Source organism: Ruegeria sp. MALMAid1280, from assembly GCF_049195285.1.
Lineage (GTDB): Bacteria > Pseudomonadota > Alphaproteobacteria > Rhodobacterales > Rhodobacteraceae > Ruegeria.
Genome location: NZ_JBMIRT010000036.1, coordinates 81,899 through 98,294, shown reverse-complemented (window position 1 = coordinate 98,294; position 16,396 = coordinate 81,899). Strand labels below are relative to the sequence as shown.

Genomic DNA, 16,396 nt, shown 5'->3' with positions numbered 1-16,396 from the left:
GCGGGGCCTGCGTATCTTTAGCCGCCGCTGTTACCGCCATTCCCGTCAGCTCCGCCGCCGCCGGGAGTGCCCCCGAACCCTCCGGTGTCGCCACCGATTGTGCCGCCGCTTCCCGGACCGCCACTGCCCGAGCCGCCACCGATCGAGCCGCCGCGCCCATCCCCGCTGCCGCTGCTGGCTCCGATATTGCCGCCAGTGCCGTTATCACTGCCGGTGCCGCTGCCGATGTTGCCGCCATTGCCCTGACCGACGCTTTGCCCCGAAGCGGGGTCACCGCGCGGCTCTGGTGCTGCGGCGCTCTGGACGCTGCCTTGTTCACGATCGGGACGGGTCTCACGCGCCTCGGACCGTTGTGTCAGGGGCAGGGCATCCGTCCCGCAGCCTCTGAAATCGACTTGCAGAGGCACCAGCAACTGTTCCTGCGACTGAACAAACGGGAACCCGTTTTTCAGCGCATCGTCATAGCTTTCCTGATCGACAGGGCGCCCGACATTGCCGGCGTGCGTCGTTGCCAGCAGGCTGCACTGGCGCGCGGCTTCGCGGCAATTGCCGCTTTGGCCGCACATTTCTACCCGACCTTGCAGAACCAGCATGGCGCTTTGCGTGCCGGGTACGACCCAAAGGTCAAAAGTTGTGCCCCGCACGGCCATGGTTGCGGTCGGCGTGTTGATGGAATAGGCGCGCTTTTTGCTTTTGCCGGAAATAAACCGGAAGCTGCCGCCCAATGCCTGAACCGCGAAACTCTTGGCCTTTCGATTACCGCGCAGCATCGTGACGTCCAGCATCATCCGCGCGTTCGGGCCGATGGCGATTTTGGTTTCGTCAACGAAGACAAGTTGAACCACACCGCTGCGGTCGGTTGAAATGGAGTCGCCCGAGGCAACCTCCATACCGGTCCGCAACGGCTGGGTTTTCCCTGCGCGCGTGATTTGCGCGCCTTGTTTGACGCCGATGACTTTCCCGATTTCAGCTAAAACCTGCGAAGGCAGCAGCAAAACACAGCAAAAAACAAGTAACGATCTCAACCAGAACAAAACCAGCTTCCTTCCCCCACAGGTGGTCTCGGGCGTATTGCACCCGTGCTCGGTTTTGCCTCAAAAAAATTCTACTACATGAATTTGAAATTATTAAATCCATACAAATATGCCTTAAAACCTGCGTATCTGGCAAGTTTTCTGTGCGGGATGGGTCGATACCCGATTGCACGGGTGTCGGCATGTCCAGATACAGGATCAGCTTGGCGGGTCTTCTCGGGCATTATCCCGGCAATTCCACGGGCGCTGGCCGCCCGACCGGAGGAAAAAGGCCCAAGTTCAGTGCGCTGGTTGGCTTAACGACCTTCCCGAATCCAGCGCGCGGCTTTTTCAGCGATCATCAGGGTCGGAGCGTTGGTGTTGCCGCTGGTGATCTCGGGCATGATGCTGGCATCGACCACACGCAGACCCTTGATGCCCTTGACCCTCAGATAGGGATCGACCACAGCGGTCGGATCATCCTCGCGACCCATCTTTGCAGTGCCGACAGGGTGGAAGATGGTGCTGGCGATGTCGCCCGCCAGCTTGGCCAGTTCCTCATCTGTCTGGAACTGAACACCCGGCTTCCATTCTTGTGGGTTGTATTTCTGCATCGCCGGTTTGGACATGATTTCGCGCACTTGGCGCAGACTGTCGGCGGCGACCTGGCGGTCGTCGTCCGTGTCCAGATAGTTCGGCGCGATCATCGGCGCGTCGGTGTACTGGTTCGACCGGATGCGTACATGGCCACGGCTGGTCGGGTTCAGGTTGCAGACGCTGACGGTGATGGCAGGGAACTCGTGCAGGTCTTCACCGAATGCCTCAAGGCTCAGCGGCTGGACGTGGTATTCCAGGTTTGCATGGGCACGGCTTGGATCGGATCGGGTAAAGGCCCCCAATTGGCTGGGCGACATGCTCATCGGGCCAGAGCGTCGCAGCGCGTATTGCAGGCCGATCCTGGCCTTGCCCAAAAGGCTGTTGGCCAGCGTGTTCAGGGTCCTGGTCCTGTCCACCTTGAATACCGCGCGGATTTGCAGGTGGTCTTGCAGGTTTTCCCCAACGGCGGGTGCGTCCAGCACCACGTCGATACCGTGGGATTTCAAAAACGCGCCGTTGCCGATGCCCGACAATTGCAGGATCTGCGGTGAGTTGATGGCACCCGCGGACAAAATGACCTCGGCCGAGGCGTTCACGGTCACCGGTTGCCCCGCGCGACGCACGACTGCGCCGGAACATCGGGTTGCGCCATCAGGGGTGGTGTCGAAGGTCAGACGCTCGACTTGTGCTTCGGTCCAGATAGTCAGGTTCTGACGCTCTTTCGCCGGGCGCAGGAAGCCCTTCGAGGTGCTCCAGCGCCAGCCCGACTTCTGGTTCACGTCGAAATAGCCAACCCCGGCATTGTCGCCCGAATTGAAGTCTTCGGTGGATTCGATTCCGGCCTCTCTGGCAGCCTCGGCAAAGGACTCCAGCACGTCCCAGCGCAGGCGCTGTTTTTCCACGCGCCATTCGCCGCCATGCCCATGCAGGTCCGAGAACCGGCCGTTGTCGCCGGTTCTCGGATCGGCGCCATTGTCCAGCTTGTAATGGTTTTCATGTGCCTTGAAGTCCGGGACCGAGTTTGCCCAGCTCCAGCCCTGTTCGCCACTCAGCCTGGCCCAGTTGTCATAATCCCGCGCCTGACCGCGCATGTAGATCATGCCGTTGATCGAGGAACAGCCGCCCAGTGTCTTGCCGCGCGGATAGCGCAGGGTACGGCCGTTCAGACCCTTGTCGGGCTCGGTCTGATACAGCCAATCGGTGCGCGGGTTGCCGATGCAGTACAGATATCCAACAGGGATGTGAATCCAAAAGTAGGTGTCCTTTTTACCGGCTTCCAGCAGCAGCACCCGTTTCGACGGGTCCTTGCTGAGGCGATTGGCAAGCAGGCAGCCTGCGGTGCCGGCCCCTATGACGATGTAATCAAACGTTTCGGCAGGCATGGTCAGGCTCCGGAGTCACTAAGTTGCGGGCAAAGGGGGCGCAATCAAGGAGCCCTCCGACCGGCGCTGCAGGATACCGAGCCATGTATCTTTGGCAACGCTCTTGCTGCGTGCGTCGCAGGTTTTCTGCTTGATGATCGGGCTTTTCAGATCTCTGCCGTTTTCATTTTTTCCCTGAGCTGGAATTTCTGGATTTTCCCTGTCGATGTCTTGGGCAGGTCCGCGAAAACCACGGCCTTGGGCACCTTGAAACCGGCCAGATGTTCCCGGCAGAACGCCACGATTTCATCGCCTTCTGCGTGGTGGTCCGGTCGCAATTCGACAAAGGCACAGGGCACCTCGCCCCATTTGGGGTCGGGCTTGGCCACGACGGCAGCGGCCAGAACGGCGGGGTGACGGTAAAGAACCGCCTCGACCTCAACTGACGAAATGTTTTCGCCGCCCGAGATGATGACGTCCTTCAACCGGTCGCGGATCTGCATGTAGCCGTCCGGGTTGACCACAGCGGCGTCCCCGGACCAGAAACGCCCGTTGTCGAAAGCCTCGGCTGTGGCGTCGGGGTCCTTGTAATAGCCCTTCATGACCGTATTGCCGCGAATGGCGATCTCGCCCTGAGTTTCACCATCCCGGGGGACGGCATCCCCGCTGTCGCGGTCTATGACGGCAACGGAGTCGACCATTGGAAAGGCGATGCCCTGCTGCGCTTGCAGACGCGCCTGCTCGGCTGGGCTTTCGGCGTCCCACGCCTCTTGCCACAGGCACTGAGAGATGTGGCCGTAGGTTTCCGTCAGGCCATAGACCTGCATGACATCCAGCCCCATCGCCTTTGTTTTCTCAAGCACCGAAGGCGGCGGCGGTGCGCCGGCGGTCATCACTTTGATCGCCGGGTCGAAAGGGGCGCTTTCGCGGCTGTCCAGTTCGGCCAGCATCTGCAGCACAATTGGTGCCGCACCCAAATGGGTCACGCCGTGGTCGTGGATCGCAGCCATGATCTTTTCCGCAGCTGGCACACGGGTGAACACCATGGTGCCGCCCTGCAGCGCCATCACCCACGGGTGTCCCCAGCCGTTGCAATGGAACATCGGTACGACGGACAGGTAAACCGGATAGCTGGGCATCTGCCATGCGGCAACGGTGCCAAGCGCCATCAGGTAGGCGCCGCGGTGGTGATACACCACCCCTTTCGGGCGCCCGGACGTGCCCGAAGTATAGTTCAGCGCGATTGCATCCCATTCGTCGTCGGGCAGGGCAGGGCCGGTGTGTTCACCTTTGCTCAAAAGCTCGGAATAGTCCTGCCTGCCAAGGCTGTCCCCGTCCGCCACATTTGGGTCGGTGATTTCCACAACCGGGATATCGCGGCCAAGCAGATCAAAGGCTTTCGACAGAAGCGGCACCAGCTCACGGTCGACAATCACCAATTTGGTATCGGCATGATCCAGAATATAGGCAATCGTCTCAGGCTCCAGCCGTGTGTTCAGCGTGTTCAGAACAGCACCGGACAAGGGCACGGCAAAATGAAGTTCGAACAGTTCGGGGATGTTGGGGCAGAGCACGGACACCGTGTCGCCCTTGGTGATGCCCAATTCGGCCAACCCCCGCGCAACGGCGTGCGCGCGCCGGACGACCTCGGCCCAATCGCGCCGAACGTCCCCGTAGATAACGGCCGTGCGGTGGCCGTGCAGGGTGCCTGCGCGGTTCAGGAATGACAGTGGGGACAGCGGCACATGGTTGGCCGCTGTCTTTTGCATCGCTTCAAAGTGTTTTTGCATGGTCAACCCTCCCAAACAGACCAGCGTGACTTGGCTCAGGTTTCTCCGAAACCCTTCGGAACCGGCAGATCCGGCAAGGTTTTCGCCCGTTTCGCCAGACTGCGCCCGATCACGACCCGGCTGATCTCGGTTGTGCCGTCCACGATACGCAGCATCTGGCTGAGCCGTGACAGACGGTCCAAACCATAAGGTTTGAGCAACCCCATCCCCCCAAGCACCTGCGTGCAGGTGTGGGCCGCCTTGACCGCCGCGTCCGGGACAAACCGCTTGGCGTGCGCCGCCATCACCGGACCTTCGGGCGTTCCAAGCGCATTGGCTGCGGCCCGATACAGCAGGCGCGAGGCCTCCAGCTCAGTTGCCACATCGCCCAGCATCCATTGAATGCCGTCCAGATCCAGGTTCTTGCCGCCAAACATCTTGCGGTTCTTGGAATAGCTCAGCGCCGTGTCCAGCGCGGCCTGCATCAATCCGCAGCAACCCGATGCAATCGATACACGGGCGATGTCGATGGCCATCAGCGATCCTTGCAGGCCCTGACCGACCGGCAGGATGATGTTGTCTTCCGAAACCACAACGTCTTTCATGTACATCTCGGACAAGGGCAGGAAGGTGTAGCTGGGCGTCTCATAGCGGGGCCCAAAGCTCAGGCCCGGAGTATCGGCTGGTATGGCAATCATCGCCATATCCTGATGCCCGGGTTGGTCGGTCGTTTTCACGACGGTGAAATAGATATCGGCCTCACCCGCAAGGCTGACCCAGGCTTTGGCGCCATTGATAGTCCAGGTTCCGTCCGAATTGATCACCGCGCGGCTGTACATGTTGGTCGCGTCAGAGCCCGATTGCGGTTCCGTCAACGCGAAATTCGCCAGCTTCCGACCGGATGTCAGATCACGCGCCCACTGTTCCTTGAATGCTTCGGTGCCATAGCCGCATCCGGCAAAGGTGCAGATATTGTGCATCGACAGCGCAAAGGCATAGGCCCCGTCGGCGGTTCCCAGTTCCTCGTAAACGCGGATGCCGTCGCCAAGCGAAAGCCCCTGACCGCCAAACTCCTCAGGGGCATAAAGACCCATAAGACCTGCAGCCCCTGCCTTGTCTGACGCAGCGCGGGGCCAAACCCCTGACTGGTTCCAGGCATCAACGTTCGGGGCAACCTCAGTGGCCGCGTGTTCGCGTGCCACATTCAAAATTTTTTCGATATCGGTAGACAAGCGGGACCTCCAAAATTCCGGCATCCAAGTTATTTTGCCTGTCTAGTCGAGTTTTTCCTTCTAGAATACGTGGAAAATTCTGAGCGGGGGATTGAATTTTTCAATGACTGACAACCTGCCGACACTCAAGGGCCTCAGGGCATTCGAAGAGGCTTACTGGCATGGCAGCTTTACGCTGGCAGCCAAGGCACTGAATGTGCAGCAGCCTGCAATAAGCTATCAGATCAAACAGCTTGAGCAGGATCTGGGTGTCGTTCTTTTCGAAAAAACGCATGGTCGTCTGGTGCCTACCCCGGACGCAAGCGAGCTGTATGAGACCGTGTCTCGGGCTTTTCGAAACATAAGAACGACGGCGGCCCGGATTCGGGCGAAAGACGGCGATGGCGTCTTCACTGTCGCGACCTACCCGGGAATCGGAACCTACTGGTTGTCACCGCGCCTGCCGGACCTGTCGGAACAGCTGGGCGCGCAGGTGAAGGTGATCACTCTGGTCAAAGACGCGGACTTGTTTCGGGAAGCGGCGGATTGCTGGATTCTCTTTGGGCAGGGTCACTGGCCGGGATTTGAGGCCCGAAAGCTGATTGATGAGGCCGTTTGCCCCGTCGCGTCCCCCAGCCTGATCGAGCGATACCGCAAGCTGGATGGCAGCATTGATGTCTCTAACATTCCGCTGATCGAGCAGGACGATCCGGAACGGCGTTGGCTGAGTTGGGAGGCATGGCTGGACCGCTCTCAGGACGATTGGCGTTTGTCCGACAACCGCGTCGTGGTCAACGATCACGGAATGGCGCTGCATCTGGCCCTTTCCGGGGCCGGGGTCGCGCTTGGGTGGACCGGGATCATTCAGGACCTGATCAACGGAAAGAGCCTGGTTCCCATGTCACCCCATCACGCGCGGTCGGATTTCGGATATTGGGTTCTTGGTCGGGAAGGCTTTTGGGAAACGACTCAAGGGCGGTTGGTCATGGGCCTTCTGAAAAACTGACGGTGCAGGGCGAGGGTTCAGAACACGCCCCGTCATAGGATGCTGAACCTGGGTCGGTGGCACGACGGTGCGTTTCGCGAATCTGAAGCCCGATCCGGGGCTATGCCGTTGAAATTGGTGGCCTGGATACTGCCTGAAAACGGTACAAAACAGCTCTATTTGGAGCGATTTCAAGAAGTTCCGGGATTTCGAAGAAAACTGTCAATCCGTTCAGAATTGGCCTTGTATTTCCAGCGTTTGCAAGGATATACCCGTCGGCGGAGACGTGGCCGAGTGGTCGAAGGCGCTCCCCTGCTAAGGGAGTAGGCGGGAAACCGTCTCGAGGGTTCGAATCCCTTCGTCTCCGCCATCTACCACTGCTGTAGATAATGCGAGAACAAAGGCTTGCCTTGTAAGCCGTTGGCAGGCCCATGTTCCGGCTTTGGACTATTGGGGTGCGCTCATTGTGCGATTTGCGGGCAGAGCTGGTCCTGTGGTCAGATATGCATTTCCAGCCGCACCTCGGGAAAAGCCTGAATCACGGTTTCAAAGCCTGTCTTCGGCAGAGCGCACAAAGCCGTCGACAACCCGTCGGCAATGGCTGCGCTGGGGGCTGAGACCGAGACGACATGCGCAGGGCGCATATCGCTCGCAGGGTTCAGGATATGTCCCTGATCACTATTCAGCATGAAGCTGCGCGCGTCCGACGTGGCGACGGCGCGGTCCCGCAGTTCGATGGATTTGTGAACCTGACCTCCGGGTCCGGCCAGCCCGACCTGCCAGGGTTGCCCGTCTGCGCGTTGGCCCAGGGCCGAGATTTCTCCCATGTTCACCAGCACGTCCCGCAAACCATGCGCAGTCAGCAGCGCGCTGATACGGTCGGTGATGGCGCCCTGTGCGATACCGTTCAGGGTCAGTGCCGAAACACCGGGCTGGGGCAGGCGGATCATGTCCGGCTGAATGGTCACGCGGGACCATCCGACCGATTGTCGCGCCGCGTCGATCTTCTCGGGGCTTGCACCGGTTGCCAACGCGGACCAGAGCGGTTGCACGGTGGGGTCGAACGCGCCGTCCGTGGCCTCGTGAAGCGCCGTGCACAGGCTGAGAACGTTCAGCAGTTCCGGCGCGGGGCCCGACAGATGGCCGTCGCGGTTCAGACGGCCGAGTTCGGATTGGGGGCGGTACAGGCTGAAGATGTTTTCCAGACGGCCCATCTCGGCCTCGACAGCAGCGATGATCGGCGCGGCCTGGGCATTGCTCAGCCCCTCCAGCCGCAAACTGGCCTCAGCCCCCAGCGCAACGCCGCGCCAATGGGCCGCCGGGGCGGGTTTCGCGCCGACCGGAAAGGCCGCACAGGCGGCGGACATGGTCAGAAACCGGCGGCGGGAGAGGGGGATCATGAGGGGGTCTCCAGTTTCAGGTCCAGATCGACGGGGCCAAGAACCTCGGCTGCGGGAATGTCCGACAATGGCATCTGCGCGCCGCCATATTGGGTGATAAAGACATCGGCGGCGGTGGGATCGGCAAAGGGCACTACCTCGGGCGCGCCCATGCCGCCCGCGACGTTGGAGCCGACCACAAAGGTTGCACCATCCGCCGCGATCCAGTTGGAGACGCCCGGCTGCCGCCAGTTCGGGGCAACCCCCATGTCACTGACGTAAACGGCGGTGATTTCGGCATCGCGTTCGGGGCTTTTTAGATAGGCCACCATGTCGCGCACTTGCGCGAAGAACAGCGGCACCGGATATCCTTCCAGATGAATCTGCCCTTTGGGTCCGCCATGTTCGGCGATGTTCATCTGGCAGAAGAAACTCAGCGCATCGGGGGTCAGGTCCACCGGATCCGGGGCCTCGGCCACCTCCTCTTTGCAGGCGGCCAACGCGATCAGCGCAATCAGGACGATACGCTTCATGGCTCGACCCTCCGGAATGCGAGGCGGGCGAGGGCAAAACCCAGCACCGGCCAGATCAGCAGCGAGGCGGGCGCGGCCCAGACGGGCAGCGCCTGCGCGGCACCGGTCATGCCGGATGCCATGGCGACGCCTTCGGTTGCTGCGATGTTCCACAAACGAAATGCGTCGGCCGGGTTGGCTACCATCACCCACGGAAAGACGGATTGGGTGAAGGTGCCGCCCTTGTCCATGACGACGGCTCCCAACAAGCCCAGATCATAAAGGACGACAAAAACCAGCCAGAGCCCGGCCGACAGACCTGCTGCTGCCGTGGCTCCCCTTGCCAGGGCGGACAGCAGGTAACCCAGCGCCAGAAAAACGGCGCCCAACAGGATGGATGTGAGGATGAGGCGGACCAGCGCCATCAGGCTTTCCGGCCCCGCGCCGCCAAAGAACGCTGCCACCGCACCTGCGGTGCCGAAGCCGACGGTCATCGCGAAAGCGAGGGCGGCCAGATGGGCGGTGAATTTGCCCAACAGGATTTCGCCGCGCCCTGCCGGGTAGGACAGCAGCAGCGACAGGCTGCCCCGATCCACGTCACCGGCGATGGCGTCGAAGGAAATCATCAGCGCCAGCAAGGGGGCAAGATAGACCGACAGCGTGGTCATCGACGCGACCGAAACGGTCAGCATGTCGACGCCCAGCGTACCGGTTGGTGCGCTGCCCGCAAAGGTCAGCGCCAGCGCGAACAGCACCATGATCAGCGTCGCGACCAGCAGCCAGCGATTGCGACGCAGGATCAGCATTTCGGTGCGGGTGATGGCGAGGAAGCGGGTCATTGCAAATCCTCCTGAGCGTAGTGGCGATACAGGTCTTCCAGCTTGGGCGGGGTCATTTCCACATCCGCCACGGCCTCGCCCAGTCCGGCGATGCGGCGCAGGGCCTCCATCTTGTCTTCGGGGCTGCAGAGCAGTTCGACGGACGCGCCATTGATCCGGTTGCCGCCCAGTTCTGCGGCCAAAGCATCGGCATTGGCACTGGCTCGCACGCGCAGGCGGATCGGCAGGCCGGCCAGTGCCGACAGGTTGTTCAGCGTGTCGTCGGCGACCATCCGGCCCTTGCGCATAATGGCGATGCGGTCGGTGCGGGCCTCGACCTCGGTCAGGGCGTGCGAGGCGATCAGGACAGCGGTGCCCTGAGCGGCCAGTTCGTCGATGATGGCATAGAGATCCTGCCGGGAAATCGGGTCCAAGCCAGAGGTGGGTTCATCCAGCAGGGCAACTTTCGGCTGGCCCAGCAGCACCTGCGCCAGACCCAGACGTTGCCGCATCCCTTTGGAATAGGCTCCGATCCGGCGGTCGAGCGCATCGCTCAGGCCAACACGGTCCAACAGGCCGGGCACGTCGGTCTTGGTGCCGGACAGCTTTGCGAACAGGGTCAGTTGCTCGCGGCCGGTCAGCGCCGGATGAAACGACACCGCTTCGGGCAGATAGGCCGTGTCCCGCCGCGCCTGCGCGCTGCCGGGGGTTGCGTCTCCGATCCGAATGGCTCCGCCATGGATCGGCGTCAGGCCGAGGATGGATTTGATCAGGGTCGATTTGCCCGCGCCGTTGTGACCCAGCAGCGCAACGCGCTGACCGGGGGCAAGGGACAGGGTGATATCGTCAAGAACGCGGGTTTTCCCTCGGTCCTTGAGAACATGGTCGATTGACAGGGCCTTATCCGTCATGAGGCACCTTTTTCATAGCTGGGGGTTCAGGGGCTTGCATCAGTGGGTTGCTGTCCATCACACCCCCCGGCAACAGCGCCGGGAAGGCCGATTGCGACCAGCGCACCAGTTGCACGGCAGGCGAGCCGAGCAGCAATTTGGCTGCGGGTTGGGTCCACAGCACATGGTCCATACTGTCATTGGGGCGATAGGGGGCATCGGCGATGCCGTTGCCATCCACATCATAGGCGGCAAAATCGGACCAGTAATTGCCGCGCCCGTCTTCTGACCACTCGACCCACTTGGTCGAGACGTATTTCACCTGCGTCCGGTTGCCGATGAAAGAGTTGCCGACAATGCGGTTGCGTTCGCTGCCTGCGGTAAAGTGGATGCCGATACCGCAACCCTGGAACCAGTTGTCGGTGAATTCGTTCTTGTTGGAGTTATAGAGGAAGGTGCATTTTTCCTTGGCGCCTTTCACTACGTTTCCGGTGATGGTGCTCTTGTTGGCGTAGTTCAGCATCACGCCGTGTTCCCGGTCGTCTATCGACACGTTGTCGGCCACCGTGACGCCGGTGGTGAACATCACCGCATAGCCCAGATCGTTGCCGATCGAGACATTGTCGCGGACCACCGAATTGTCTGCATACATGTAGTGCACGGCAAAGCGCAGGTCGCGGAACAGGTTGTTGGTGAAGGTGTTCTTCTTGGACGAGTTCACAAAGATCCCGTCGCGGCCATACTGGATGTCGTTGCCGTCGACCACCGCGCCGGGGGCGTTCCAGACATAGACGCCATTGCCGCGGTCATTCATCCGCTGGTCCTGTCGTCCTTCGATCCGGTTGCCGCGCACGATGCTGTCCCTGGCACCATGAATATCGACGCCGTAAAGGTTGCCGATCAGCACGTTGTCCTCCACGACCGGCGCGAGGGCCGTCTTGGTCAGTTGGATACCGCTGTCGATTTCCCCGTGATCCGAGCCCGAGCCGATCACCGTCAGACCGCGCACGGTCACGCCCGGCCCGGTCACAGTGATGACGCTGCCCTCACCTTGTCCGTCGATGGTGGCATGTCCCAGCCCGTCTATGGTGACGGGCCGGTCCAGAACCAGTGTTTCGGTGTAGACACCGGAGCTCAGGCGAAGGGTGTCTCCATCCGCCGCCTGCGCCAGTGTTTCAGTGATGGCCCCCACCCGGTTGGGCACGTCCCAATCCGCCGCCCAAAGGGGCGAGCCAAGCAGGAGCGGTATGAGCAGGGGCCAACGCATCTTATGCGCCCTGCGGCTCGACCAGCATCCGGCCGCGCATTTCCATGTGCAGCGCGTGGCAGAACCACTGGCAATAGAACCAGTGCACACCCGGACGGTCGGCGGTGAAGGTGACCGAGGCGGTTGCCATCGGTGCGACTTCCATCGCGATGCCGTAGTTGCCAAGGCAGAAGCCGTGGGTCACGTCGTCCACGTCATCCAGGTTGGTGATGTAGACCGTCACCTCGTCACCCTGTTTGACGGTGAACTTCTCAAGGCTGAAGGTCGGCGCCTGCGAGGTCATGTAGACCCGTACCTTGTTGCCGTCGCGGATCGGTTCCTCGGCGCCTTCCTCCAGATCGACGCCGTCGGCTTCGGCCTGTTTGCGGGCGTCTTCCCAGGTGACGTCGTTGCGGTCCCAGACGTTGACCGGGTTGACGATGTCGGCGCGCACGATGATCGAGTCATGCGGTTCGGCAAAGGTCGGACCGTCATGGACCACCTTCATGTCGTCAGTCGAGATGTCGATGATCTGCTCGTTCTCGGGTTTCAGCGGACCCACATTCAGGAACCGGTCTTTCGAGAACTTGTTCATCGAAATCAGCCACTTGCCGTCAGCATCTTTGGTTTCACCCATCGAGGTCGAGTTGTGGCCCGGCTGATAATGCACATCGACTTTCGAGATGATCGGATCGACATCGGCACCACCGAAAGCTTCGATCGCCTTGTCGATGTTCCACTTCACGATCTGGCTGTCGAGGAACAGCGTGGTGAACGCGTTGCCCTGGCCGTCATAGGCGGTGTGAAGCGGGCCAAGGCCCAGCTGCGGTTCGGCCACGATGCAGGACCGCGGGTCGGCACCGTCGTTGAATACAGCGTCCAGCTTGGTCACGTCCATGACCGATACGGTCGGTGACAGCTTGCCGTTGATGCAGACGTGCTTGCCGTCGGGCGCGGTGTTGATGCCGTGCGGCGAGTTCGGGATCGGGATGTAACGGGTGTAGTTCTTGTTCTGACCCTTACGTCCGTCCAGAACCTTGACGCCCTTCAGCTCCTGATAGTCGCCAGCTTCGATACCTGCCTCGATTTCCGCAAGGTTGAAGACGACCACATGGTCCATCTCGTTCTCGGTCATCTCGGCCAGGTTCATGCCCATTTCCGAGTTGTACGAGGTCGAGTAGGCGTATTTGCCCTGATAATCGCAATCGGTGTTGTCGAGGTTGCCCGACACCATCACCTGCCATGCCACTTCCATGGTGTCGCCGTCCAGCGCGGTGAAGATGTTCACGTATTGCGACGGATCGTCCAGTACAGTGCCGTCGTTGACCAGCGGTGTTTCATCTTCGCCGTTGGCAAAGACATAGCCGGTGCGCGGGAATTTCTGCGGACGCAGACCGTGGATCGCCTTGGCGTTGGGGATCTCGGTGATCTTGTCGCATTTCATCACGTCGCAGCGCACACGAGCGACGCGGGTGTTTGCCTTGTCGTTCATGAACAGGTAACGGCCGTCATAGGTGCCGTCGGTGAACGACATGTGCGGGTGGTGCAGGTCGCCGTTGTCATAGGTTTTCATGCCACGCTTGGCGAGGAATTCCTTGGTTTCCGGCAGCAGACCATCGGTCATGATCTTCAGTGACTCGTTGGTCTGGCCCCAGCCGGTGGCCGAGCAACGGTTGAACACCGGCACCCGCATCAGCTCGCGCATGGAGGGGAAGCCCAGGATGCGCAGCTCGCCGGTCTGGCCCGAGGACCAGAAGCCGTAATATTCGTCCAGCTCACCGGGCTCCAGATGCAGCTTGGCGGCGGCGCTGGCCTCTTTCGCGGTCATCAGGGTCGAGCCCAGACCGGTGCCGGCAATCACGGCGCCGGTGGCGGTTGCCCCCAGCATCCCGCGGCGCGTGATGTTCAGTTTGTTGTCATGTTCCGACATGATCGTTCCTCCTTTTTAGGAAGCGGTTTGCGGTTTGGCGTTCGGATGGTTCGCCGGTGGTTGTCCGAGGGGGGTCTTAGGGCTGACCGACCCTGTCTTGGCCCGCCGTTTCAGCTGGCGGATAACGACGGGACATTTGTCCTCGGACTGGTAGAGCACCTGACAATGCAGGCAGGTGACGCACTCGTTCGGGTTGATCTCACCGGTGGGGTGGATGGCCTGAACGGGGCATTCGTTGGCGCAGGTCTGACAGGGGGTGCCGCAATCCTTGTAGCGGCGCAGCCAGTCGAACATGCGGATACGGGCGGGGATCGCCAGCGCTCCGCCCAGCGGGCAGAGATAGCGGCAGTAGAACCGTTCGATGAACAGCCCGATCCCCAGCAAGAGCAACGCAAAGACCACAAACGGCCAGTCGCGCATGAATTTTAGGATGATCGCCGTCTTGAACGGCTCGATCTCGGCGTATTTCTCGGCCAGCGGGATCGAGACAAAGCTGATGCCGAACAACACGAGGAAGATCATGTATTTCGCAGGCCAAAGCCGTTCGTTCAGCCCCCATGGCAGGGTCCATTGCGGAATGCGGCAGGCCCGCGCGATCTTGTTGGTCAGTTCCTGCAACGCGCCGAACGGGCACAGCCAACCGCAATAGGCGCCCCGACCCCAGAACAGCAGTGCGGCAGCGACGGCGAACCACTGGATAAATACCAGCGGATCCAGCAGGAAAGCATCCCAGCTGAACCCGGTGCGCAGACTGCCTGCCAGCGCCATCAGGTTCACCACGCTCAGCTGTGCATTCGCATACCAGCCGATGAAGAACAGGGTCATGGTCAGGTAGCCGATGCGGAACCAGTAAAAGACCCGCGCATTCATCGTTGCGTGGAACTGGAAGAAGAAGGTGGCGGTCAGCACCAGCAGCATGACGCCCAGAACACCGATCTCGACCGTGCGGTCCTTCCAGATGCGCTGCCACAAGGCGGCCTTGGCGGCGGCTTCTCCGGTGGCATCGTCGACGACTGCAGGGGCCGCGGTCGGCACGAGGTACTGTTCCGGCAGCTTATAGCCCAGATCGAAAGTCAGAAAGGTCTTCTCGACTGCGCCCACGGCCCGTTGCACCAACAGCTGCAGGCGGAAGGATTCGGCCGGGTCGAACTCGGCATCAGCAGGGATCTTGAAGATGTCCAGTTCGGTAAAGCTGGGCGCATCGGGGGCCGCGACCTGACCCAGGCGGCGTTGTTGCTTATCGAAAAACCGGACCGAGCTGTCACCCTGAATCAGCTGGATACGGTCGAAAATACCGCCCCGGACATAGCCCGAGCCCTTAAAGCTGTAGGCCCCGCGGCCCAACACCAGAATGGCCTGTTCGCCTTCGTCCAGCCACTTGGTCATGTTGTTGTATTCGGCCTCACCCAGCAGGGATTTCCCGATCGAAGGCACCGAGACCAGCGCCACGTGCATGTCGATGAAAGTGTCATCCGGTTCACCCCGCTCGGGGCGTTTGATGGCACGCTGATCGCCGGTGGCCTCGAACGCGGCGTTGACCTGACCCACATCCAGCGTCAGACGCCGCACCGAGCCGTCGCCCGAAAGCGTCGTCCAGTCATAGGTCGCATCCTGCGCCATATCGACTTCGCGTTTCGGCCCGTCAGCCTGCAGCGGAGACAGCCCGCCCAGACCCAGCGCGCGGGCTACCTTGATACCACCGCGCACAAGGCTGTCGTCGATCACCATGATCGTCACCGTTGCGCCCGAGATGATGTCGAGGTCATGCCCCTCACCGCCGGTTGCGGCCTCGTGCTTGAGGTCGAGGCCGGTGTAACCCTCGGTCAGTTTGACCATGCGTGAGTTGGGGATGCCGATCAGAACGATGGGTTCCGAGTGCTTGACCAGTTTCACCCCGGTCAGCACGGCATCGGCATCGATGGCGGCGACGACGTGGATGGGTTTGCCGGAATAGCCGGTGGTGCCCACGAAATCGGATGTCAGAAAAGCCCAGGCAACGGTTTCCCCGCCCTTCAATACCGGGGCGACGGGCACGTCATCCCGCACCGGGCCAAAAGCATCGGCACCAGGGGCCAGGTCGGCGGGCTCGATTTCAGGCAGGAAGCTGGCGAGGCTGTCGGCATGGGCGCTGATCGCCATCAGACAGGACAGGGTAAGGGCCAGCAGGAAATGGATTGCGCGACTTACGACCACGGCGCACCTCCGATTATTTGGGTGGACGCCATGGACGCGCGCAGGGCGCGTTCAGTTATTTCTTGGGCCGCGCGCGGGGGGCCTCGGGTTTCGGGCCACAGGCGTTTTACGCTGGTGACATTGACCAGATCGCGATTTTCGCAATATGCGGCGTGAACAAGACCGTCCCGTTGCAGAACGGGCAGACCCGGTACCGGGGCTATCGAGGTGACGGCGCACAGGGCGCAGTCGGCGCATTTCGGACAGGGCGCGGTTGGGTCCGTGGTGTCCTCTTCGAGGTCCACCTGAACCCAGACCGCCCCTGCCTCCGAGCAGATCTCCACCCACATGCTTTCCCCGGGACTCGCCAGCGCCGGGCCAAGCAGCTGAAACAGCAGAAGGAAGATGCCCGCCAAAGCACAAGCCGCGCGGGACGCGCAAACAGCTGACATGTGCAGAGGGTTGAGGGCGGGCATAGAGAATCCAACTCGGCAATCTTTCCTGAGTCCTAGA

The 16,396-nt window shown here is 61.2% G+C and carries 13 protein-coding genes and 1 tRNA gene; 2 read left to right on the top strand and 12 right to left on the bottom strand.

Features of this window, described 5'->3' with window-relative positions:
* Window positions 1-17: 17 nt before the first annotated feature.
* The 4 genes from ACOQFT_RS03370 to ACOQFT_RS03355 all read right to left on the bottom strand — a co-directional run bounded on the left by ACOQFT_RS03370 (window position 18) and on the right by ACOQFT_RS03355 (window position 5,972).
* Window positions 18-902 carry a FecR family protein gene (locus ACOQFT_RS03370; RefSeq protein WP_421596648.1) on the bottom strand — a complete coding sequence of 295 codons (885 nt, stop codon included), beginning with the start codon at window positions 900-902 and terminating at the stop codon, window positions 18-20.
* A 428-nt stretch (window positions 903-1,330) separates the two neighbouring features.
* Window positions 1,331-2,992 (bottom strand): GMC family oxidoreductase, encoded by a 1,662-nt coding sequence (locus ACOQFT_RS03365; protein ID WP_421596647.1) that lies wholly within the window; start codon window positions 2,990-2,992, stop codon window positions 1,331-1,333.
* 146 nt (window positions 2,993-3,138) lie between these two features.
* The gene (locus ACOQFT_RS03360; RefSeq protein ID WP_421596646.1) at window positions 3,139-4,761 is read right to left on the bottom strand and encodes an AMP-binding protein; all 1,623 of its coding nucleotides are present in this window, start codon (window positions 4,759-4,761) and stop codon (window positions 3,139-3,141) included.
* A 35-nt stretch (window positions 4,762-4,796) separates the two neighbouring features.
* Entirely contained in the window at window positions 4,797-5,972 is a 1,176-nt protein-coding gene (locus tag ACOQFT_RS03355) for an acyl-CoA dehydrogenase family protein (RefSeq protein ID WP_421596645.1), read from the bottom strand.
* Window positions 5,973-6,075: 103 nt separating this feature from the next.
* On the opposite strand from ACOQFT_RS03355, the gene ACOQFT_RS03350 reads away from it, so the two are divergent.
* A complete protein-coding gene (locus ACOQFT_RS03350) occupies window positions 6,076-6,957 on the top strand; it encodes a LysR family transcriptional regulator (protein ID WP_421596644.1) in 882 nt (293 codons plus the stop codon).
* Between the two features lie 259 nt (window positions 6,958-7,216).
* A tRNA-Ser gene (locus ACOQFT_RS03345) sits at window positions 7,217-7,306 on the top strand.
* Window positions 7,307-7,433: 127 nt separating this feature from the next.
* Here the strand turns inward: ACOQFT_RS03345 and ACOQFT_RS03340 are convergent.
* From ACOQFT_RS03340 to ACOQFT_RS03305, 8 genes are read right to left on the bottom strand one after another with little or no spacing between them, the layout of a single operon-like run.
* Window positions 7,434-8,336, bottom strand: a complete 903-nt coding sequence (locus ACOQFT_RS03340; protein WP_421596643.1) for an FAD:protein FMN transferase — start codon at window positions 8,334-8,336, stop codon at window positions 7,434-7,436.
* On the bottom strand, window positions 8,333-8,848 hold the full coding sequence (locus ACOQFT_RS03335) for a nitrous oxide reductase accessory protein NosL (protein ID WP_421596642.1): 516 nt from the start codon (window positions 8,846-8,848) through the stop codon (window positions 8,333-8,335). The genes ACOQFT_RS03340 and ACOQFT_RS03335 overlap by 4 nt, the downstream gene beginning before the upstream one ends.
* Complete coding sequence (locus ACOQFT_RS03330; protein ID WP_170381871.1) at window positions 8,845-9,666, bottom strand: ABC transporter permease; 822 nt, start codon at window positions 9,664-9,666, stop codon at window positions 8,845-8,847. The genes ACOQFT_RS03335 and ACOQFT_RS03330 overlap by 4 nt, the downstream gene beginning before the upstream one ends.
* Window positions 9,663-10,556, bottom strand: coding sequence for an ABC transporter ATP-binding protein (locus ACOQFT_RS03325; protein ID WP_421596641.1), 894 nt, complete (start codon window positions 10,554-10,556; stop codon window positions 9,663-9,665). Before ACOQFT_RS03325 ends, ACOQFT_RS03330 begins: the two co-directional genes overlap by 4 nt.
* Window positions 10,546-11,802, bottom strand: coding sequence for a nitrous oxide reductase family maturation protein NosD (locus ACOQFT_RS03320; RefSeq protein WP_421596640.1), 1,257 nt, complete (start codon window positions 11,800-11,802; stop codon window positions 10,546-10,548). The genes ACOQFT_RS03325 and ACOQFT_RS03320 overlap by 11 nt, the downstream gene beginning before the upstream one ends.
* A gap of 1 nt (window position 11,803) precedes the next feature.
* Window positions 11,804-13,711, bottom strand: coding sequence for a TAT-dependent nitrous-oxide reductase (nosZ, locus tag ACOQFT_RS03315; protein WP_421596639.1), 1,908 nt, complete (start codon window positions 13,709-13,711; stop codon window positions 11,804-11,806).
* A 15-nt stretch (window positions 13,712-13,726) separates the two neighbouring features.
* Window positions 13,727-15,850, bottom strand: a complete 2,124-nt coding sequence (locus tag ACOQFT_RS03310; protein WP_421596714.1) for a 4Fe-4S binding protein — start codon at window positions 15,848-15,850, stop codon at window positions 13,727-13,729.
* A 44-nt stretch (window positions 15,851-15,894) separates the two neighbouring features.
* Window positions 15,895-16,359, bottom strand: a complete 465-nt coding sequence (locus ACOQFT_RS03305; protein WP_421596638.1) for a DUF2946 family protein — start codon at window positions 16,357-16,359, stop codon at window positions 15,895-15,897.
* Window positions 16,360-16,396 lie beyond the last annotated feature (37 nt).

Bases quoted from the DNA above. Each gene is read 5' to 3' on its own strand.
- ACOQFT_RS03340 (WP_421596643.1), bottom strand. From the start codon at position 8,336: ATGATCCCCCTCTCCCGCCGCCGGTTTCTGACCATGTCCGCCGCCTGT.
- ACOQFT_RS03360 (WP_421596646.1), bottom strand. From the start codon at position 4,761: ATGCAAAAACACTTTGAAGCGATGCAAAAGACAGCGGCCAACCATGTG.
- ACOQFT_RS03335 (WP_421596642.1), bottom strand. From the start codon at position 8,848: ATGAAGCGTATCGTCCTGATTGCGCTGATCGCGTTGGCCGCCTGCAAA.
- ACOQFT_RS03325 (WP_421596641.1), bottom strand. From the start codon at position 10,556: ATGACGGATAAGGCCCTGTCAATCGACCATGTTCTCAAGGACCGAGGG.
- ACOQFT_RS03310 (WP_421596714.1), bottom strand. From the start codon at position 15,850: ATGGCGATCAGCGCCCATGCCGACAGCCTCGCCAGCTTCCTGCCTGAA.
- nosZ (WP_421596639.1), bottom strand. From the start codon at position 13,711: ATGTCGGAACATGACAACAAACTGAACATCACGCGCCGCGGGATGCTG.
- ACOQFT_RS03350 (WP_421596644.1), top strand. From the start codon at position 6,076: ATGACTGACAACCTGCCGACACTCAAGGGCCTCAGGGCATTCGAAGAG.
- ACOQFT_RS03330 (WP_170381871.1), bottom strand. From the start codon at position 9,666: ATGACCCGCTTCCTCGCCATCACCCGCACCGAAATGCTGATCCTGCGT.
- ACOQFT_RS03320 (WP_421596640.1), bottom strand. From the start codon at position 11,802: ATGCGTTGGCCCCTGCTCATACCGCTCCTGCTTGGCTCGCCCCTTTGG.
- ACOQFT_RS03305 (WP_421596638.1), bottom strand. From the start codon at position 16,359: ATGCCCGCCCTCAACCCTCTGCACATGTCAGCTGTTTGCGCGTCCCGC.
- ACOQFT_RS03365 (WP_421596647.1), bottom strand. From the start codon at position 2,992: ATGCCTGCCGAAACGTTTGATTACATCGTCATAGGGGCCGGCACCGCA.